At 53.2% G+C, this 19413-nt stretch carries 17 protein-coding genes; 7 read left to right on the top strand and 10 right to left on the bottom strand.

What is annotated here, in order from left to right:
• Window positions 1-3 precede the first annotated feature (3 nt).
• The 7 genes from hflX to ACFVYJ_RS06025 all read right to left on the bottom strand — a co-directional run bounded on the left by hflX (window position 4) and on the right by ACFVYJ_RS06025 (window position 7816).
• The gene (gene hflX / locus ACFVYJ_RS06055; RefSeq protein WP_419415814.1) at window positions 4-1302 is read right to left on the bottom strand and encodes a ribosome rescue GTPase HflX; all 1299 of its coding nucleotides are present in this window, start codon (window positions 1300-1302) and stop codon (window positions 4-6) included.
• Between the two features lie 6 nt (window positions 1303-1308).
• Entirely contained in the window at window positions 1309-1551 is a 243-nt protein-coding gene (gene hfq / locus ACFVYJ_RS06050) for an RNA chaperone Hfq (protein ID WP_419415815.1), read from the bottom strand.
• 110 nt (window positions 1552-1661) lie between these two features.
• Window positions 1662-2597, bottom strand: coding sequence for a tRNA (adenosine(37)-N6)-dimethylallyltransferase MiaA (miaA, locus tag ACFVYJ_RS06045; protein ID WP_419415816.1), 936 nt, complete (start codon window positions 2595-2597; stop codon window positions 1662-1664).
• A gap of 3 nt (window positions 2598-2600) precedes the next feature.
• Window positions 2601-4445 carry a DNA mismatch repair endonuclease MutL gene (gene mutL / locus ACFVYJ_RS06040; protein WP_419415817.1) on the bottom strand — a complete coding sequence of 615 codons (1845 nt, stop codon included), beginning with the start codon at window positions 4443-4445 and terminating at the stop codon, window positions 2601-2603.
• Window positions 4446-4496: 51 nt separating this feature from the next.
• Window positions 4497-5828, bottom strand: a complete 1332-nt coding sequence (locus tag ACFVYJ_RS06035) for an N-acetylmuramoyl-L-alanine amidase (protein WP_419415841.1) — start codon at window positions 5826-5828, stop codon at window positions 4497-4499.
• Between the two features lie 16 nt (window positions 5829-5844).
• Complete coding sequence (tsaE, locus tag ACFVYJ_RS06030) at window positions 5845-6306, bottom strand: tRNA (adenosine(37)-N6)-threonylcarbamoyltransferase complex ATPase subunit type 1 TsaE (RefSeq protein ID WP_419415818.1); 462 nt, start codon at window positions 6304-6306, stop codon at window positions 5845-5847.
• Window positions 6299-7816 carry an NAD(P)H-hydrate dehydratase gene (locus ACFVYJ_RS06025; protein WP_419415819.1) on the bottom strand — a complete coding sequence of 506 codons (1518 nt, stop codon included), beginning with the start codon at window positions 7814-7816 and terminating at the stop codon, window positions 6299-6301. Before ACFVYJ_RS06025 ends, tsaE begins: the two co-directional genes overlap by 8 nt.
• 50 nt (window positions 7817-7866) lie before the next feature.
• Here ACFVYJ_RS06025 and queG point away from each other — a divergent pair, with 50 nt between their 5' ends.
• Window positions 7867-9000, top strand: coding sequence for a tRNA epoxyqueuosine(34) reductase QueG (gene queG, locus ACFVYJ_RS06020; RefSeq protein WP_419415820.1), 1134 nt, complete (start codon window positions 7867-7869; stop codon window positions 8998-9000).
• Window positions 9001-9014: 14 nt separating this feature from the next.
• Here the strand turns inward: queG and orn are convergent, their stop codons facing one another.
• Window positions 9015-9554: an oligoribonuclease gene (gene orn / locus ACFVYJ_RS06015; protein ID WP_463255044.1), complete on the bottom strand. Its 540-nt coding sequence runs from the start codon at window positions 9552-9554 to the stop codon at window positions 9015-9017.
• Between the two features lie 128 nt (window positions 9555-9682).
• Between orn and rsgA the strand changes: the two genes are divergently transcribed.
• From rsgA to ygfZ, 5 genes are all read left to right on the top strand, one after another.
• A complete protein-coding gene (rsgA, locus tag ACFVYJ_RS06010) occupies window positions 9683-10708 on the top strand; it encodes a small ribosomal subunit biogenesis GTPase RsgA (RefSeq protein ID WP_419415822.1) in 1026 nt (341 codons plus the stop codon).
• A 3-nt stretch (window positions 10709-10711) separates the two neighbouring features.
• Window positions 10712-12346: an HDOD domain-containing protein gene (locus tag ACFVYJ_RS06005; RefSeq protein ID WP_419415823.1), complete on the top strand. Its 1635-nt coding sequence runs from the start codon at window positions 10712-10714 to the stop codon at window positions 12344-12346.
• A gap of 49 nt (window positions 12347-12395) precedes the next feature.
• The gene (locus tag ACFVYJ_RS06000; RefSeq protein ID WP_463255043.1) at window positions 12396-13211 is read left to right on the top strand and encodes a sulfurtransferase; all 816 of its coding nucleotides are present in this window, start codon (window positions 12396-12398) and stop codon (window positions 13209-13211) included.
• Between the two features lie 9 nt (window positions 13212-13220).
• Window positions 13221-14096: an archaetidylserine decarboxylase gene (gene asd / locus ACFVYJ_RS05995; RefSeq protein WP_419415825.1), complete on the top strand. Its 876-nt coding sequence runs from the start codon at window positions 13221-13223 to the stop codon at window positions 14094-14096.
• Window positions 14097-14202: 106 nt separating this feature from the next.
• On the top strand, window positions 14203-15222 hold the full coding sequence (gene ygfZ, locus ACFVYJ_RS05990) for a CAF17-like 4Fe-4S cluster assembly/insertion protein YgfZ (protein WP_419415826.1): 1020 nt from the start codon (window positions 14203-14205) through the stop codon (window positions 15220-15222).
• On the opposite strand, the gene ung is transcribed toward ygfZ, so the two are convergent.
• Entirely contained in the window at window positions 15211-15912 is a 702-nt protein-coding gene (ung, locus tag ACFVYJ_RS05985) for a uracil-DNA glycosylase (RefSeq protein ID WP_419415827.1), read from the bottom strand. The genes ygfZ and ung overlap by 12 nt on opposite strands.
• Before the next feature lie 133 nt (window positions 15913-16045).
• Between ung and ACFVYJ_RS05980 the strand changes: the two genes are divergently transcribed.
• Window positions 16046-17878 carry an MFS transporter gene (locus ACFVYJ_RS05980; RefSeq protein WP_419415828.1) on the top strand — a complete coding sequence of 611 codons (1833 nt, stop codon included), beginning with the start codon at window positions 16046-16048 and terminating at the stop codon, window positions 17876-17878.
• Window positions 17879-17906: 28 nt separating this feature from the next.
• Here the strand turns inward: ACFVYJ_RS05980 and lysS are convergent, their stop codons facing one another.
• A complete protein-coding gene (lysS, locus tag ACFVYJ_RS05975; protein ID WP_419415829.1) occupies window positions 17907-19406 on the bottom strand; it encodes a lysine--tRNA ligase in 1500 nt (499 codons plus the stop codon).
• Window positions 19407-19413 lie beyond the last annotated feature (7 nt).

Below are 19413 nucleotides of genomic sequence, written 5' to 3'. Positions count from 1 at the left end.
TTTTTAATGGACTGAAGAAGTAAAGCATCGTTCCGCAGGCAAGCCCAAACGACTCAATAACTGCAACATATCCTTCTTCTGCATCCTGACTTCTAATACTGCATTGCCATCCGCATCGGTTTGCTCCTGAACCACAGCACCCGCCGCATACAATCTCGCCCGGAATTGCCCCTCGTCGGGCCGTAACACAAGCGCCTGATGAAAAACATCTTCAGCCAGCAGCTCACTGACCGCCTGAAACAATAAATCACAGCCTTCGCCACTCACGGCTGACAACCACACCCGCTGAGGCTTACCCTCTTCGTTGCGGTCGATACGTGAACTCCGTCCAGGTAGCAGGTCGATTTTATTGTAGACCTCAAGCACCGGAACTTCGTCAGCTCCGATCTCCTGTAAAACTTTTTCCACTTCTGCAACATGCCCGTGCCGCTCGTCATCATGGCAATCAATGACATGCAGCAACAGCGTTGCATCCACAGTCTCCTGGAGCGTAGCCCGAAAAGCCTCCACCAACTTATGCGGCAAATGGCGAATAAACCCTACCGTATCTGCCAGAATAGCTGGCCCCACATCCTGAACCTCTACTCTGCGCAGAGTCGGATCCAAAGTAGCAAACAACTGATCCGCCGCGTATACCTGCGAGGCAGTTAATCGATTGAACAACGTGGACTTTCCGGCATTGGTATAACCCACCAACGACAGTGTCGGTACCTCAGCACGCATCCGAGAACGCCGTCCCTGATCACGTTGCTTACGGACTTTTTCCAAGCGCTTATGAATCGATTTCATCCGGGCGCGCAGTAACCGGCGGTCAGTCTCAAGCTGAGTCTCACCCGGACCACGCAGACCAATACCCCCTTTCTGTCGTTCCAAGTGGGTCCAGCCACGCACCAGGCGCGTTGACATATGATCTAACTGCGCAAGTTCAACCTGCAACTTACCTTCGTGAGTCCGGGCACGCTGAGCAAAGATATCCAGTATAAGCCCAGTACGATCCAATACCCGACTTTGGATCTCACGTTCTATATTACGTTCCTGAGTCGGACTTAAGGCGTGATTGAAGATCACCAGCTCTGCCTGATGTAAATTAACCAGCTGCCGTAACTCATCGAGTTTCCCGGAGCCGATAAAAAATCTAGAGCTGGGTTGAGCACGACTGCCCGTCAGGAATTCAACCGGATCGGCGCCTGCTGACAGTGCGAGTTCTTCAAGTTCTTTGGGACTTTCTTGCTCAGTGCCATCAGACAACTGCAAATGAACGAGAATGGCGCGTTCGCCACTCTCAGGACGGTCGAAGAACAAGGATATTTAACCCTCGGCTTTGCTGTCCTCTGCCGCCGGCAATTTGACCGGACGTGAAGGAACAACAGTGGATATGGCATGTTTGTATACCATCTGGCTGACTGTATTTTTCAGCAAGATAACAAACTGATCGAATGATTCTACCTGACCCTGCAACTTGATGCCGTTCACCAAGAAAATCGAAACAGGGATACGCTCCTTGCGCAGCGCGTTCAGATAAGGGTCTTGTAAAGACTGCCCTTTTGACATTGCAAACTCCTTCCCGAAAAAGCGATTGTCGTTATTTGTTGTTTATTATGTAGCCATACAATATGCGCACTACTTAAAAAGCATAAGTTAGGCCAAAGATCAGCATAACACTAAATAATGTTTGCCTCTATTAATTTCAAGGCCTTGGGTAGCAGGTCAGACGAAAGGCTATCCATCCAATGCAAATCAGGCCAGCTACGCAGCCAAGTCACTTGCCGCTTGGCCAACTGACGCGTAGCAATCACGCCTTTTTCAACCATGGTGTCATAGTCGGATTCTCCAGCCATATACGCCCACGCCTGCCGATAACCAACACAACGCACCGACGGCATTTGCGGGGTCAGATCACCCCGCTGCCAAAGCGCTTCCACCTCAGACAAAAAGCCCTGCTCCAACATCTGCTGGAAGCGCAGCGCAATTCGCTGGTGCAAAACCGACCGTTCCTGGGGCATCACTGCCAGAGAAACGATCGGAAATGCAGGTATCTGACGCTCTTGTTCACGCCAAAGTTCCGTTAATGTACGCCCCGTTACCTCAAAAACCTCCAGCGCCCTCTGCAACCGCTGCGAATCATTCGGATTTAAACGTGCCGCTGAATCAGGATCCACTTCAGCAAGACGCGCATGCAACGCTGGCCAGCCTTGCTCCTTACCCATATTTAACAGCCGTTCGCGAATAACAGGATCTGCTTCAGGCAGTTCCGCCAGACCATTTTTTAGCGCATGGAAATACAGCATAGTGCCACCGGTCAGCAACGGAATCCGGCCCTGGCGATGAATACTGGCAATCTCTTCTAGTGCATCCTGACGAAAATCGCCGGCAGAGTAAGCCTCTACCGGATCACGAATATCAATTAACCGATGCGGGAACTGCTGCAGAATAGTCCGATCTGGCTTAGCCGTGCCAATATCCATGCCCCGATAGATCATTGCCGAATCGACACTGACAATGTCGCAGGGCAACTGCTCAGTGAGATCCATCGCCAGATCGGTTTTACCGGAAGCAGTAGGCCCCATCAGAAAGATAACGGGCAATGTTTGCGACATCACCTACTGCCCTCGCAAGAAAAGCTTATCCAGATCAGCCACACTCATCTGAGTCCAGGTGGGCCGACCATGATTACACTGACCACTGCGTTCCGTCTGTTCCATATCCCGTAATAGCGCATCCATCTCAGTAATGGTCAACTGTCGATTGGCACGTACCGCACCATGACAAGCCATGGTCGCCAGCAATTCGTTGATATGCTGTTGAATACGCTGGCTTTCGCCATATACCAACATGTCAGACAGCACATCCCGGATCAGCTGCACATGGTCAGCCTTGGCTAATGTCACCGGCACCTGTCTGATTACCAGGGTTTCTTCACCCATTCTTGCCAGCTCAAAACCCAATTTTTGAAACATTACCGCCTGCTGCTCAGCCAGATCCGCTTCTGCTCGACTCACCGCCAGGCTCACTGGCACTAACAGTGGCTGTGAGCGTACGCCCTGCGTTTCAAATGACTGCTTCATGCGCTCATAGACAATACGTTCATGCGCGGCATGCATATCCACCACCACCAGCCCCTGAGTGTTCTGAGCCAGTATATAGATGCCATGCAGCTGCGCTAGGGCATACCCCAATGGTGGACAGGGTTGCTCTCCCGCCTCAGTTTGCTCAGCACCGACATGCAGGGCGGCATACGCCTGGATCTGCTCACTCACTGCACCAGCGACAGGCCGATCCTGGGACGAAAACGCATAATTCACGGAGGACCCAGCGGTGCTGTTAGCCGCTGGCATCAGGCCCATATTATGCTGTTGAAATGCTGGCTCTGCCGTGGGCATAGCCGTTTGCTGAAGCCCAGACCCACCTGGATCCGTGCGACCCGAGTCATCGCCCGGCCTCATCTCCGCAATCAACCGATGCAAACTGCGGTAGAGAAAATCATGTACCAGCCTACCTTCCCGAAAACGTACCTCATGCTTAGTCGGATGCACATTCACATCCACCAGCTTGGGGTCCAGCTGCAGAAAAAGCACATAAGCAGGAAAGCGACCATGAAACAGCACATCGGCATATGCTTGGCGTACCGCGTGACTGACAACCTTGTCACGAATTACCCGGCCGTTCACAAAAAAGTACTGCAGGTCAGCCTGACTACGATTAAAGGTCGGCAGGCCCATCCACCCCACCAAACGCAGACCAGAAGCCTCAGCCTGCAAATCTACCTTAAGCGAGTTTTGCATAAAGGCAGAACCACACAGCTGCGCCACCCGCCGCTCTTGCTCCAGCTCGCTGTCAGCCTGACGCAACTGGTAAATAACTTTACTGTTATGACGCAACTGAAACGCCACATCAAAGCGGCTCAGCGCCAGCCGCTTAACCACTTCTTCGAGATGGCGGAACTCGGTCTGCTCAGTTTTCAGGAATCGCCGCCGGGCAGGCGTATTAAAGAACAGGTCTGCCACTTCCACGGTCGTACCCGCCGGGTGCGCCGCCGGCGCAATCTGAGCCGCCATTTCACGCCCCTCGGTCTGTACCTGCCAGGCAGAATCCTGATCAGCCTGGCGAGAGGTCATAGTCAACCGGGATACTGAACTGATACTGGCCAGTGCTTCACCACGAAAGCCGAGACTGGCCACCGCTTCGAGATCTTCCAATGCCTGTATCTTTGATGTGGCATGACGGCTCAATGCCAGCGGCAGATCATCTCGATCGATACCACTGCCATTATCTCTGATCCTCATCAGTTTGATGCCGCCCTGCTCTACCTCGATATCCACCTTGGTGGCACCGGCATCAATACTGTTTTCCAGCAGCTCTTTGATCACTGATGCTGGACGCTCTACTACTTCACCAGCAGCAATCTGGTTAGCCAGACGAGGGGACAGCAGTTGAATTCTGGACATGAAAAATCCTGTGATGGGTCTTTTAGCGGGTCAAGCCGAGGTAATCAGCCGTTAGCTGGCAGGGATGCGCAATACCTGGCCGACCTTGATCTTATCATTTTTAAGCTTATTTTCCCGACGCAATTCCGTCAGAGAAACACCGTTCCGCAATGCAATCACAGACAGAGTATCACCCCTTTCGACCCGATAGACCCTCTGTTGCGCGGCGCTGTTCTGGGCAATCAGGGTCATAGCCGGCGGTTTACGCGAAAAATGCTCCAGCACACCCTTGTAGATGGCGTTGGCCATCCGCTTCTGATAGCTGGACGTTTTCAATTTACTCGCCTCCCCGGGGTTGGAGATAAACCCAGTCTCAACCAGAATGGAAGGAATATCCGGCGATTTCAGTACCGCAAAGCCCGCCTGTTCAACATAGGCTTTATGCATCCGCGCGAACTGCTTGATATTGCCATGCACCCCAGCGGCAACAACCCGACTATCTTCACGACTGGCAGTCATCGACATATCCAATAATACGCCGGCAAGCACATCATCTTTATCTTCCAGGCTAACGCCACCGACACCACCGATCAGATCAGCGCTATTCTCTTTGCTTGCCAGCCAACGACCCATCTCGCTACTGGCTCCTCTGGGCGACAGCACCCAAACCGAAGCACCTTTCGCCCGCGGGTCCTTAAATGCATCAGCGTGGATTGATACAAACAGATCTGCATTGCGCTTGCGCGCCATACCAGTGCGACCGCGCAGGCTGATGTAATAATCACCATCTCGCGTCATCTCACCCCGGTAACCGGGCGTTTTATCCAGCAGCCGCTTGAGCTCTCTAGCAATCGCCAGCACGACATCTTTCTCTCGCACCCGGCCCGGGCCAATCGCCCCCGGATCTTCACCGCCATGGCCTGCATCAATCATAACAACCACATCGCGGCCGGCGACCGGATCGACTGATTTAACCGTTTTCTTGGGTGAAGGGGTTGTATTGGCTTCGTATAAATCCAGCACCAGCCTGTGACCATACTGATCATTAGGTTTTAGTTCGAAACTTTTTGCCCGCACTTTGTGCCGCAGATCCAGCACCAGACGAAGCGTGGAGCCATTCTGACCGGAGCGAACGCGCTGAATGGGCCCCTTAGCCAAATTGAGTTTTTTAGGGTCTGCAGAAATGGAGGCGCGCTCAACATCCAGCACAATCCGGTCAGGATTATCCAGAGTAAACACCTTGTGCTCCAGCGGACCGGACAGGTCAAATACCAAGCGCGTATGATCCGGTGCCAGCCAGAGCCGGATATTATTTACATCCGCCGCCTGAGCAGAGACTGTGATCAAGCCCAGTATTGCAAGGCAGAGTAGCTTGCTTAGAGAATGCGCCAGTTTTGCCCCCATCACGCCTTTGATCCGTTTATCCCGTTTGCAATAGTTTATCGGCCACTTTTTGTCCAAATTCACTGCAAGCTTGCAACTGCGCCTGCCGCCCCCTGCCATCGAGGGTCAAATGCACAATCAAATCCGGTTTTGGCAAGATGCCCCGACCCCGCTCAGGCCACTCCACCAGACACAGAGACGAATCATCGAAATAATCTCGTATCCCCAGATATTCCAACTCTTCAGGCTCTGCCAGTCGATACAGGTCAAAGTGATATACCTGCCGGCTATTCAATTCGTAGGGTTCGACCAGGGTATAGGTAGGACTTTTAACGGCCCCTTGATGGCCAAAGCCCTGCAATATACCGCGACACAGGGTCGTTTTGCCCATACCCAAATCACCTTCCAGAAACACCACGCCTGCCGGGCAAAGCGATGCCAGTTGATGACCCAAAGCCACCATGGCATCTTCATCCGGAATTCTCAAGCAATTATTCATGCAAACCATTGATTACCTGATTGATTTTCAGAAAAAGGTCAGATGCCATTATACCTCTTTCACCTCGCATTTTCGCTACCTGATCCGCCGCCACAGCATGCACATAAACCGCCAGACGCGCAGCATCTTCTGCCGCTAACCCCTGCCCTAACAGGGCACCACAGATACCGGACAATACATCCCCCATACCCGCTACAGACATCCCTGGATTACCGGCATTACACAAATGAATCACCTCGCCGGCACAACTCAGGCTACCCGCCCCTTTCAGCACCACAGCACCACCACACAAACGTTGCAGACAGGCAACCGCCTCAAAGCGGTTAGCCTGTAACTCCGCCACAGGCCGCGCCAGCATGTTCGATGCTTCTCCAGGATGCGGCGTGAATACTGAAGATGCCTGCCGCCCCGTGAATAGCCCCTTAATTGCCATCAAATTAAGTGCATCCGCATCCACTACCATCGGTTTGTCCGCTGCCAGGACACACTGCAACATCTGTTCACCCCAGGCACTCTGGCCCAATCCAGGCCCGATCACCACCACATCCGCTTGGGTCAGCAAGCGGTCTAGATGAGCCATGGTTTCCACACCGTGACTCATCACTTCCGGACAACGCGCCAAAGCCGCACTGACATGCGCCTGCCGAGTAGCAAGCGTCACACGCCCCACCCCGGCTCGCAGTGCCGCTTCGGCGGCTAACAACGCAGCACCGCCCATCCCTAGCTCACCGCCCACCACCAACAGGTGACCACAGAGTCCCTTGTGGGCATTGCGACAGCGCCTTGGCAACAGCTCTGCCAGATCATCTGCACCCGTCCGGAACACCTGCACCGGCACTTCGTCATACACCTCTTCTGGCAGATGCAAACTGTCAAACAGCACCTGGCCACTGAATTCGGACCCGTCGGCCGTCAGCAGACCGCGGTTCAGACCAATAAAGCTGAGGGTCATATCGGCTCTGACCGCCTGACCCAAAACCATACCGGTATCGGCACACAAACCGGACGGTATATCCACCGCCATGACCGGTTTGCCGCAACGATTGATACGTTTGATTGCTGTCAAAAACGGCTCCCTGACACTGCCTTGCAAACCCGTGCCCAGCAACGCATCCACAATAACGTCTCCGGTCAGTTCGCTGCGATCAGTAAACGTCTCAGGAACAAGGTTAGTCGTAAGCAGGTGCTGCCAGGCCTGCAAGGCCTCACCCTGCAAACTTGCAGCAAAATCGGAATAGCCGACACACAGCAACTGCACACTGATACCCTGCTGATGCGCCAGCGCAGCAACCACAAAACCATCACCACCGTTATTGCCACTGCCAGCGAGAATCGTAAGACTGGCAAGACTGGGAAATCTAGCCTGCAATACAGCAAAAACCGCATGCCCGGCGCGCTGCATCAGCCGGTAACCCGGTATACCGAACTGCTCAATCGCGGTACGATCCAGCAGGCGAGTTTGTTCAGCCGTGTATAATGGAGCTGGCAGTTGAGCCCTGTTGTGCGACATCGGGTGTTCACCACGCTTATTTTTTAGTCACATTATGAGGAATCCGGCCAGTGCCCGGCAAGTCTGAATATAGCGCGCAACAACTGGCCGCGCTGGCCGCCCAGATTAAACAATGGGCACAAGAGCTGGGCTTTCAGCAATGCGGCATTACGGATCTCAACACCGCCGCTGAACAGCCACATTACGAAGCCTGGCTTGCCGCACAATATCACGGCGAAATGAACTACCTGGAAAACCATGCAGAATTACGCTTTGACCCAGCCAGGCTGGTTCCTGGTACACAACGTGTTATCTGCGTTCGCATGGATTACCTCCCACCCGATACCGCCCCGGTGGCAAATCTGGAACAACCAGACCAGGCCTATGTTGCCCGCTACACCCTGGGGCGGGACTACCACAAGCTGATCCGTAAACGACTCACCACTTTAGGCAAAAAAATCCAGGCAGCTACCGGCAGCGAGACGTGGCGTGGTTTTGTCGATAGTGCCCCCATTCTTGAACGCCCCCTAGCCCAACGAGCAGGACTGGGCTGGCAGGGTAAGCATACACTGATACTCAACCGCCATGCCGGCTCACTGTTTTTCCTTGGCGAATTACTGACCGAGCTACCACTGCCAGTTGATGCTCCCTACCCCAGTAACCACTGTGGCGAATGTCGCGCCTGCCTGGATATCTGTCCGACGCAGGCATTTCCAGAGCCGTATATCCTGGATGCCCGGCGCTGTATCTCATACCTGACCATAGAGCTGAAAGGCGCCATACCAGAAGCGCTACGCCCGCTGATGGGCAACCGTATTTTTGGCTGTGATGACTGCCAGCTCATCTGCCCCTGGAACCGCTTTGCCAAACCGACTGCGGAAGCCGATTTTCAACCCCGACATAATCTGGATAAGCACGCATTAGTTGAACTATTCCTGTGGGATGAAACGACTTTTCTGAAGCGAACCGAAGGCTCAGCGATACGCCGGACCGGTTATGAAGGCTGGTTAAGAAATATTGCCGTGGCTTTAGGTAACAGCCGGGGCGGAGAAACCGTCACAGCCGCCCTACAGCAACGACTGGATGACCCATCTGCAGTGGTGCGAGAGCATGTGGATTGGGCACTGAAGCAGCTTAAAACCGCAGAACAACAACACACTACACCGTTATTGTTCCACCCCAGAAAAGACAAATTAATGTTTTAACGGCACCTGGCGCATCAAGCCTTGAGGAAGTGCTCACGATAGTGCTGCAATTCAGCGATGGAGTCGCGTATATCATCCATGGCCAGGTGCGAGCCTTTTTTGACCACACCTTCTGCCACGTCTGGCCGCCAGCGTTTAGCCAGTTCTTTTAAAGTGCTCACATCAAGGTTTCGGTAGTGAAAGAAAGCTTCGAGTTCAGACATATAGCGCCAGAGAAAACGCCGGTCCTGGCCAATACTGTTACCACACATCGGTGACGCACCGGCTGGCAGATACTGACGCAAAAATTCAAGGGTCTGTTGTTCTGCCTCGGCAACACTGATGTTGCTGTCGAGAACTCGCTGAGTTAAACCGGACTGGCCATGTTGATGGGTACACCACTCATCCATAGCATCCATGACAGCCGCAGGCTGATGAATGACCAGGGAAGGGCCTTCGGCCAGCACCTTAAGGTCAGCATCGGTGACGATTGTTGCTATCTCAATGATCACATCGGTATCCGGGTTGAGGCCGGTCATTTCCAGGTCAAGCCAGATCAGGTTACTGTCGTTCACCACCCACACCCTCCAATATTTGCGGCAGCCACTGTCAATCTGATGTCCGATAGAATACCTTAACCGCTCTCAACTTGCTTAATTTAAGAGGATTTTCCGGAATTGCCCCGGCAACTCTGTTTGAAACCATGAGTAAACGTAAGCTCAGCCGCAAGCAAAACTGGCGGATTCAGAAGATTCAAGATGAACGGGCAGCCCGGGCAGCCCGTAAAGATGCACAGATTGATGCTCAGCTCGACAGCAGCGATCTCGGTCCCGAGCAAGCAGGGCTGATCATCTCCCATTTTGGCAAACAGGTTGATGTTGAGCCAGAAACCCCGGAATTTAGTGGCGAAATTGTCCGCTGCCACCTGCGTACCAATCTGGGGCAGTTGGTCACTGGCGATCAGGTGATCTGGCGGCGCGGCAAGGATACTGGCGTTGTCGTAGCTGCACTGCCCCGCAATAGTGAGCTACTGCGCCCCAATCCTTACGGAGATATGAAACCGGTTGCGGCGAACATCGACTCGATCATTATCACCGTTGCGGTAGAACCGACACCACATGCCAATCTGATCGACCGTTATCTGGTTGCTGCGGAACTCAGTCAGATTGAGCCGGTCATCCTGATGAACAAAACTGACCTACTCACCGATAACAACCGCGCAGCCATCGACAGCCTACTACAAGGCTACCGTGATATCGGTTATCAGGTACTCACCGCCTCATCAGCAAACGACGAAGGCTTAAAGGCATTAAAAAATTACCTTAGCCAGAGGATCAATGTATTTGTCGGTCAATCCGGGGTAGGCAAATCCTCACTGATCAATTCGCTGTTGCCCGGGGTTGATCTAAAAACCGGCGAACTCTCAACTCAAACACGAAAAGGCCGACATACTACGACAACAGCGCGATTGTTCCATTTCCCTGACGGCGGTGATTTGATCGACTCCCCGGGAATTCGCGAGTTTGGCCTGTGGCATATCAAGGCAGAGGATGTGATCGACGGATTCCGCGAATTACGCCCACTGGCGGGGCAGTGCCGGTTCCGTGACTGTCAACATGAGCAGGAGCCGGACTGCGCTCTGCGTCAAGCCGTTGAGGAAGGCAAAGTCAGCACCGCTCGCTGGAACAGTTACCGTAACATACTTGGTTCAATCGACATGAATGGCTAACGCGTGACAGATAAACAGCCCGAGACCAACACAGCCCCGGCGAACCAGCAAGACTGGGTAGCGTTTTTGCAGGAGAAATCCCTGCCGATACGCAACAGTGTACTTATGCGACTGCAGCGCAAACTGCAGGACCCAGACGCCTCGTTGCATGATATCGGTCTGGTCGTGCGGGCCGACCCGTCGCTGTGCCTGGCGGTGGTAAAGACCGCCGCCACACGCCACCAGGCTATCAACTCCCGGGTTACCAGTCTCGATCATGCGATTAATTCACTGGGCCTGAATGAACTATCGGCACTGCGTTACCAGCTGACGCCGCACCGCCTCAGCGCCAAAAGCGTGGCACAGAAAATGTATTTCCGCTCCCTTGCAATCAGTCACCATGCTTCCGTGCAGTGCTCGAAATGGCTGAGCCAGCGTAAATCACCGTTCATGGAGGAGTCTTGTCTGGCCACTCTGTTCTACGGGGTCGGCTACTGGTTCCTGTGGCAGCATGCCACCCAGCATATGTGTGAGATCCAGATTCGCATCCGTGAGCAACAACGCGAGCCACAGCTGGCAGAAAATGACGTACTGGGCTGCACTGTCGATCAAATCAGTTCAGGATTACTGCAAGCTTGGGGCATCTCAGATCTGGCTCAGGAAGGCCTGGAACATAACGAGGTGAGCAACCGCCAAGTCATGCGCCAGCTACACCGGCGCGCACTGGACGAAAACAGTTTAAGCACAGAAGCCCGCCGCGAAGTTAACCTGCTGATTCAGCAAAAGTTCTTCCCAATAAAACTGGCCAACTGGCTGGCACAAAACGTTGATCTCGGCTGGCAGCGTCCCGGCACTATACAGGTCGTGGATGTCATCAACGACTTCCTGAAAAGTAATATCACGGCCACGCAAACCCTGCTGCATACCACTTGCGTGGCAGCCGCTCGGCTGTACCATGTACCGGGCACCCTGGCACCGGCAGCCGAGCTACTGATGCTGCCTTCCAGTCACACAATCAATTATCGACTGGAACCCACTGAAGCCGAAACACTGAAACTGCAGCCAGCCCTTAGAACGGCCGAGAACGAACCGTCTGAGCCAGCGGGACCGCTACATAATAATCCGATTGATCCTGAACACCTGCAACGTTCAACACAGCGGTTAACGCAGGTAGAGCAGTGCTTCCAGCAACCCAAAGAAGTATTGCGTGAATTGCTGAGCGCCCTGAGCCGTGGTCTGGGATTTGAACGTGCCGCATTGTATATCATCAACCCGCGCCACCAGAGCCTGAAAACTGCATTCAGTCTTGGTTTCCCCGATCAACATCCAGTTACCCGGTTCAGTTTCGACTACCAGATCCCCAGCTTGCTTAAACAGCTGAGCGAGCAAGCAAAAGTGGTAAGCATTCGTCCGGAACACCGACAGAAAGTCCTGCGTTTTCTGCCAGAGGCTTACCAACAATGGTCACCGGTAAACGGCTTTATACTCCTGTCGGTTTTTAGTGATAATCAGCCCGTCGCTATTGTACATGTTGACTGCGGCATGGGCGGCGATCGTATCAGTGACCAACAGCACCAGGCCGTTATCAAACTCGCCCATCTGACCAGCCAGGGATTAACCTTACTGCAGCAGCGAAAAGCCACTGCAGAGGTGAAATAACCCATTGAACCCAGTATATTAGCCGCGAAGCCATCTGCAGGAGCCCATGATGTCGCTGCCCGTGTTAATTGAACCGAGCCAACTGGCCACGTTGCTGGACCAGCCCAATCTGATCATTGTTGATCTATCCAGCATCGAAACCTACCAGCAGGGCCACATCCCAGGCGCCATTCATCTGCCCTCAGCACGCTTATTGCGGGGCGAAGGTGATATCCCAAACAAAGCACCGACAGCAAACCAGCTCCAAGCCTTATGCCACTCACTGGGTCTAACACCCGATGATCAAGTTATCGCGTATGACGATCAAGGCGGCCCCTGGGCAGGTCGACTGATGTGGACCCTGAACCTGCTGGGACATGACGCCTGTTCCGTGTTGAATGGCCAGCTGCCTGGCTGGCTGGCTGCAGGCTTGCAATTAGAACAAGGCAGCAATGCTGCTAAAACCTCTGACCCTTACCCAATATCACTACAGACGCATTTAGTGGCCGATGCGGCTTACATCCTGGCGCACCTCAATGATCAGCAGACACAGATCTGGGATGCCCGCGCAGCAGATGAATACCGCGGTGAGAAGGTGATCAATGTTAAACGCGGTGGCCACATCCCCGGTGCCATCAATTTGGAATGGACCGATTGCCTGGAAAGTCTGGCAATGCCACGGCTTAAATCAAAAACTGAGTTACAGCAGATACTGCAACAAAAGGGACTCGAGCCCCACGCAGAGATCATAACCCACTGCCAGACCCATCGTCGTTCTGGGCTAACCTATCTGGTCGCTCGGCACCTGGGCATCAACTCCATTCGATGTTATGACGGCTCCTGGTTTGAATGGGGCAACCTGTCTGACACCCCCATTGAGGTGTAAATCGCTAGCATGAAAAATTTCACAACCCGACTCTTTATTCTACTCCAACACCTCCTACCACAACACTTATTGTCGCGTTTGGTCGGACATCTTGCTGCCAGCCACACTTTCTGGCTAAAAAACCTATTTATAAACTGGTTTGTACGCCAATACGATATCGACATGAGTCAGGCCCAGGAAGAGCGGCCCACTGCATACCGTTGCTTTAACGACTTTTTCACCCGGGAACTAAAACCCGGCATCCGGCCCATTGATAGCACACCCGGCAGCATTGTCAGTCCTGCGGATGGTGCTATTTCGCAGCTCGGCGACATTGATTACGGCCGTATTTTTCAAGCCAAAGGGCGCAGCTACAGCCTGACGGCACTGCTTGGCGGTGACAGTAAAGCCGCGGCGGCTTTTGTGAATGGCCAGTTCGCCACAGTTTATCTCTCGCCCCGCGATTACCACCGGGTGCACATGCCTTTGGATGGCACATTAACCCGCACAATATATGTACCCGGTGATCTGTTTTCAGTAAACCAAACCACCGCCGAGGGCGTTGAGCACTTGTTCTCTCGTAATGAGCGTCTGGTGGCATTTTTTGATACTGAACTGGGTCCCATGGCGATGGTAATGGTAGGTGCAATGATTGTTGCCGGCATTGAAACAGTCTGGTCAGGCATTGAAGCCCCTCGACAGAAACAACCGGTCAATAAGCTCTACAATCAAACACCCGAGGTCGTGGTACTGAAAAAAGGCGAGGAAATGGGACGCTTTTATCTGGGATCCACTGTTATTCTGCTGTTTGGACCAAATGTTATGCAGTGGCAGACCGAGCTAAGTGCCAACAGCCCGGTAATGTTAGGCCAACAGCTGGGCACAGCACAGCAAAATACTGTGTAAGGGCCTTGATTTTTGCAGCCAGACGCCCCAGATATATGAGTTACTCGACCCCTGATTAACGGGTCAGTCAACGCCTCGTCAATACCCTATGGAAGACCAGAGCAACATGAGCAGTTTAACCGATCTTCTCACCAGCCAGGGCATCAAAATGTGTCCGGCAGGTGACTGTGTATCCACCAATAGCCAGAAAACCACGCTGGCGATTCCGCTGGAGCAATACCGGGTGCTGTCAATTAAAGGTCCCGATTGTTGGAAATTCCTGCAGGGGCAGCTGACCTGCGATATGGACGAGGTTAAAAACCGCGGCAGCAGCCTGGGGGCGCACTGCAATATCAAGGGCCATATGCTCAGCCTGTTCCGCATCATGCGAATAGCAGACGACGAAGTATGGCTGCGCATGGATGCCAGCATCTTTGATACCGCCGTGACCAACCTGAAAAAATACATTGTATTTTCCAAGGCTGAAGCTTGTGAAATTACCGATCAAGTAACTGGTCTAGGCCTGCTTGGCCCCGGCGCAACCGCCGTGATCGACAAGCTTTTCGAGCGCGTACCCAGTGAAGACAATGGCATCATCAGCCTGAACCAGGGAGCCGTGGTTCGCGTGCCAGGCGACCGATTTGAACTCTGGGTGACGCAGGATAAACTGCCTGATCATCTTAGCAACGTTCCGGACCGGGTTGGTATCGGCGCTATTGATGCCTGGCAGTTGAGTGAAATTAATGCTGGCATTCCAGATCTACGCCCAGAAACCCAGGAAGCCTTTATTCCACAGATGACTAACCTGCAGGCACTGGCTGGTGTGAGTTTCCGTAAAGGCTGCTATACCGGACAGGAGATTGTTACCCGCCTGCAACACCGTGGTCAGTTGAAGAAATCCATGTATCTGGTCAGCACCAGCAGCCCCCAACCGCCGCAGCCACTGCAAAAGGTGCTCACGGCAGAACAACAGAGTTGTGGCCAAGTGGTACTCGCCGCATCAGACAATGACGGGCAATACCGCTTACTTGCCGTGATCACTAAAAAGGCCGCAGACCAAGGCGAGCTATTCCTTGAAGATGGCAGCCAGTTGCAGCTGGAATCACTGCCATATACCTTGGACCCAGCACTATTTCTACCGAAATAGCTCAAGCTGGTCCAGTGCCGGCAGCTGCCAGCTGACCGGCTCGCATCCATGCTGTTTAAGATATGCATTGGCCTGGCTAAAATGACCACAACCGATAAAGCCCCGGTGGGCTGAGAGTGGAGAGGGATGCGGTGCCTGCAATACGCAGTGACGCTGACGGTCAATCACCTTACCCTTCTTCTGGGCATAGCTACCCCATAACAAAAACACCACATGTTCACAGTGCGCATTAACAGTCGCTATCACCGCATCTGTAAATTGCTCCCAGCCTTGCCCCTGATGAGAAGCCGCCTGACTTTGCTCCACCGTCAGGACACTGTTCAGCAACAGTACGCCCTGCTTAGCCCAACTTTCAAGATTGCCATGAGTGCCACGCTCGATGCCTAGGTCACGCTCCAGCTCTTTATAAATATTTATCAACGAGGGGGGGATACGGGCACCCACAGGTACCGAAAAGCATAAGCCATGTGCCTGGCCCGGCTGGTGGTAAGGGTCCTGCCCCAGAATAACCACTTTCACCTGGGGCAACGGTGTCATTTCCAGGGCTTTAAACCACTGTTCGGCAGACGGATAAATGACTTTTTTCTGATCTTTCTGCTGCTGCAGAAACTGGGTTAACTGTTGCATATATGGCTGTACCAACTGAGCTTCCAGCTCTGCTTGCCAGCTCGGTGCTTTTTCCAGTGTCATGTCAGTGTTCTGTTATTGAGGATATTTCGTCCCGTATTTTACCGTACTTTTCTACGGTCTGTTGCTGCACCTGCTGTTGACAGTAGATGCTACGAATTTTACGGTGACAAGCCCAGCGCACAAGGAGCCTGATTTGATAGCCACAATGTTTTCTCTGCTCGCCCTCTATCTGAGCTGCTTTATTCTGATGCTGGGGTTTGGCCTGATCGGGCTACTGCTGCCTGTAAGAATGGGAACCGATGGCATCAGCACAGATACTATTGGCCTGGTATTGTCCATGTACGCAGCGGGCATGCTCCTCGGCGGCCTGTTCAGTCGCAAGCTAATTATCCGGGTCGGTCATATCCGTGTTTTCACTGCCTGCGCTGCGCTGAGCGCTGTTGCCATACTGATCTGCGGCCTGCAAACCGATCCACTGACCTGGGCAGTGATGCGCTTGCTGATGGGATTCTGCCTGGCCTGTAACTTTGCAGTCATTGACGGCTGGCTAAGCGATACCGCTACTGAGAAAACCCGCGGCCGAATTATGGCCACCAGCCAGGTCACCATCATGGGTGCCGTGGTTATCGGGCAGTTCCTGTTCAATCTGGCACCCGTAACCGGCCCCACCCTGTTTATTCTGGCCGCCATCCTGCTTTGTCTGGGTCTACTGCCTCTGGCTCTGAGCCGACGCAATGGCCCTGCAGTGCATGAAACGCACAATATGACGCTGAAAAACCTGCTGCATCACTCTCCCTTCGGTGCGGTTATCTGTTTATTTTCCGGCCTGCTCTACGGCGCCCTGATGAACCTGATGCCAGTCTATGCCGCTGAACAAGGCATCACCGACTTTCAGCTCTCGCTGTTTATGGGCTGTGCTGTACTGGGAGCCTTTTTACTGCAATTCCCAGTCGGGAGCCTATCTGACCGTTACGACCGGCGCAAAGTACTGGCAGGACTACTGGCCGTAAATTTAGTGGTGACTTTGCTATTGCCAGCCATCAGTCACTCCGGCTTATTTCTTTTATTACTGCCCGCTGTTGGCGTGCTGACCGGGCTACTCTCCTGCATCTACCCCATGAGTCTTGCCGAAACCTTTGACCGCATCCGTAAAGCTGAAATGGCTGCTGCGATGGGGCGACTACTCACCCTCTATGCCGTGGGCAGCATCTGTGGCCCGCTGCTCTCAGCAAAAACGATGACATGGTTTGGCGCCGATGCTTTGTTTACTTTTCTGGCGCTGTTTCAGGGCCTGCTACTGCTATTTTGCTTCTATCAGATGCGCCACGGCCGCAAACCTCTGCCGGTGGATCAGCAGGAGCAGTACGTTATCCATACCGAAGTGGGTACCACGCTATATGACCTCGATCCACGACTGCCGAGTGAAGATGAGGACACCGCCTACAGCCTGGAAACCCGAGTTGCCATTCTAATCGCCGAAAGCAATCCAAGCGCGGCAGTCAAAATGGCGAGGGAGTTGATTCATGCCGACCCAGACAAAGCCATGGAGCTATCAGCAGCATTAGTACAGGTGGATCAAATCGATATTGGTCGACTGTATAAATCGATCACTCGGGTGGCACCTGCCCTCAGCCTGGATATTGCCAAAATGCTGGTCAGCAATGCGCCAGATCAGGCTAACCGCCTGGTCAGCTGGCTGGCTGAACATCAGCCTGAAACCCTAAGCCGCATCACCCAGGCCATCAGCGAGCAATATAATGTCGAACATGAACACGAAGAGCCGGTAAGCCATGCCGAACAGCCACTGCGTCAGGCCGATGTGGATGCCATGCATGAGTCGGCAACCGACCTGGTCAACCACTTCAGCGAATTCCACCCGGATCAGGCAATGGATATTGCCGCTGCTGTCGTCGAAACACTGCCAGAGATGGCGTCGGATGTGGTGAATATTCTGCAAGAGTCAGAATATTTTGATGAAGAACTTGCGGATAGAGTACCGCAACAGCCTAAACAGGAAGAACGGTGACAGGCAGCGCCTGCCACCGCAGTCGCAATCAACCCCGCGGGCGCATTGCCGGGAACAAAATAACGTCGCGAATAGAAGGGGAATCGGTAAATAACATGACCAGGCGGTCAATACCGATACCTTCACCCGCCGTTGGCGGCAGACCGTATTCCAGCGCATTGATGTAATCCGCATCATAATGCATCGCTTCATCATCACCGGCATCTTTTTCCGCCACCTGGGCACTGAAACGCTCAGCCTGATCTTCTGAATCATTCAACTCGGAGAAGCCATTAGCCAGCTCACGACCACCAACAAAGAACTCAAACCGGTCAGTCACAAACGGGTTATGGTCACTGCGGCGCGCCAACGGCGACACTTCGGTGGGGTATTCAGTAATAAACGTTGGCTGATCCAAGCGATGTTCGACTGTTTTTTCAAAGATCTCAATCTGGACCTTGCCCAGGCCCCAGCTATCTTTTACATCGATATCCAAACGCTGAGCAATCTGGCGAGCGGCATGTTCATCCGCCAGCACTTCCGCTGTCACATCCGGGTTAAAGTGCAGAATTGAGTCAAATACACTGAGGCGCTGAAATGGCTTCGACAGGTCGTACTCAAAGGTTTCCAGCACTTCGCCGTCTTCATTCCGCACCGTATTCACCAAGGTGGTGGTGCCCAACACACTCTGCGCCACAGTGCGCAGCATATCTTCTGTCAGATCCATCAGGTCATGATAATCAGCATAGGCCTGATAGAACTCGATCATGGTAAATTCCGGGTTATGCCGGGTGGAAAGCCCCTCATTCCGGAAGTTACGGTTAATTTCGAACACCCGCTCAAAACCACCAACCACCAACCGCTTCAGGTACAGCTCCGGCGCAATACGCAGGTACATATCACGGTCCAACGAATTATGATGGGTAATAAACGGCCGCGCCGCAGCGCCACCCGGAATCACCTGCAACATCGGCGTTTCCGCTTCGATAAAGCGGCGTTCAGTCAGGTACTGGCGAATACCAGCAACAATTTTTGACCGTACCTCAAACACATTACGCGATTGCTCATTGGTGATCAGATCAACATAGCGCTGGCGGTAGCGCATCTCAGTATCCTGCAACCCCTTGTGTTTATCCGGCAGTGGTCGCAGATTCTTGGTCAGCAACTGATATTCACCCAAGTCTACATAGAGGTCGCCTTTGCCAGACTTATGCAGCTGTCCGGTAACACCGATGATGTCACCCAAGTCCAGGCTTTTGGCAAACTTACGTGCCTCTTTATTGACGTAGAACTGGATACGACCCGTCATATCCTGCACCACACCGAAGGCACCGCGGTTAAGCATCACACGACCAGCAATGCTGACGCGAATACCCGCAGCTTCCAGCTCTTCCTTGGTTTTTTCACCATAGGTCGCTTGCAGATCTGCAGCATACGTATCGCGGCGAAAGGTATTAGGGAATGCATTGCCGCTCTCGCGCATCTCAGTCAGCTTGGCACGGCGCTCGGCGATCAGGCGGTTTTCATCTTGCTGTATATTGTCAGACATCGGCGTC

The sequence above is a fragment of the Pontibacter sp. JAM-7 genome, from assembly GCF_048548695.2.
Lineage (GTDB): Bacteria > Pseudomonadota > Gammaproteobacteria > Pseudomonadales > Balneatricaceae > Neptuniibacter.
The sequence above is the reverse complement of the archived record's forward strand: the minus strand, read 5'-3'. Positions and strand labels throughout refer to the sequence as shown.

What these genes read in the sequence shown, in the direction of transcription:
- ygfZ (WP_419415826.1), top strand. Translation starts at nt 14,203, where the DNA reads ATGAGCAGTTTAACCGATCTTCTCACCAGCCAGGGCATCAAAATGTGT.
- ACFVYJ_RS06025 (WP_419415819.1), bottom strand. Translation starts at nt 7,816, where the DNA reads ATGTCGCACAACAGGGCTCAACTGCCAGCTCCATTATACACGGCTGAA.
- ACFVYJ_RS06035 (WP_419415841.1), bottom strand. Translation starts at nt 5,828, where the DNA reads ATGGGGGCAAAACTGGCGCATTCTCTAAGCAAGCTACTCTGCCTTGCA.
- mutL (WP_419415817.1), bottom strand. Translation starts at nt 4,445, where the DNA reads ATGTCCAGAATTCAACTGCTGTCCCCTCGTCTGGCTAACCAGATTGCT.
- lysS (WP_419415829.1), bottom strand. Translation starts at nt 19,406, where the DNA reads ATGTCTGACAATATACAGCAAGATGAAAACCGCCTGATCGCCGAGCGC.
- asd (WP_419415825.1), top strand. Translation starts at nt 13,221, where the DNA reads ATGAAAAATTTCACAACCCGACTCTTTATTCTACTCCAACACCTCCTA.
- tsaE (WP_419415818.1), bottom strand. Translation starts at nt 6,306, where the DNA reads ATGAATAATTGCTTGAGAATTCCGGATGAAGATGCCATGGTGGCTTTG.
- hfq (WP_419415815.1), bottom strand. Translation starts at nt 1,551, where the DNA reads ATGTCAAAAGGGCAGTCTTTACAAGACCCTTATCTGAACGCGCTGCGC.
- ung (WP_419415827.1), bottom strand. Translation starts at nt 15,912, where the DNA reads ATGACACTGGAAAAAGCACCGAGCTGGCAAGCAGAGCTGGAAGCTCAG.
- rsgA (WP_419415822.1), top strand. Translation starts at nt 9,683, where the DNA reads ATGAGTAAACGTAAGCTCAGCCGCAAGCAAAACTGGCGGATTCAGAAG.
- ACFVYJ_RS06000 (WP_463255043.1), top strand. Translation starts at nt 12,396, where the DNA reads ATGTCGCTGCCCGTGTTAATTGAACCGAGCCAACTGGCCACGTTGCTG.
- miaA (WP_419415816.1), bottom strand. Translation starts at nt 2,597, where the DNA reads ATGTCGCAAACATTGCCCGTTATCTTTCTGATGGGGCCTACTGCTTCC.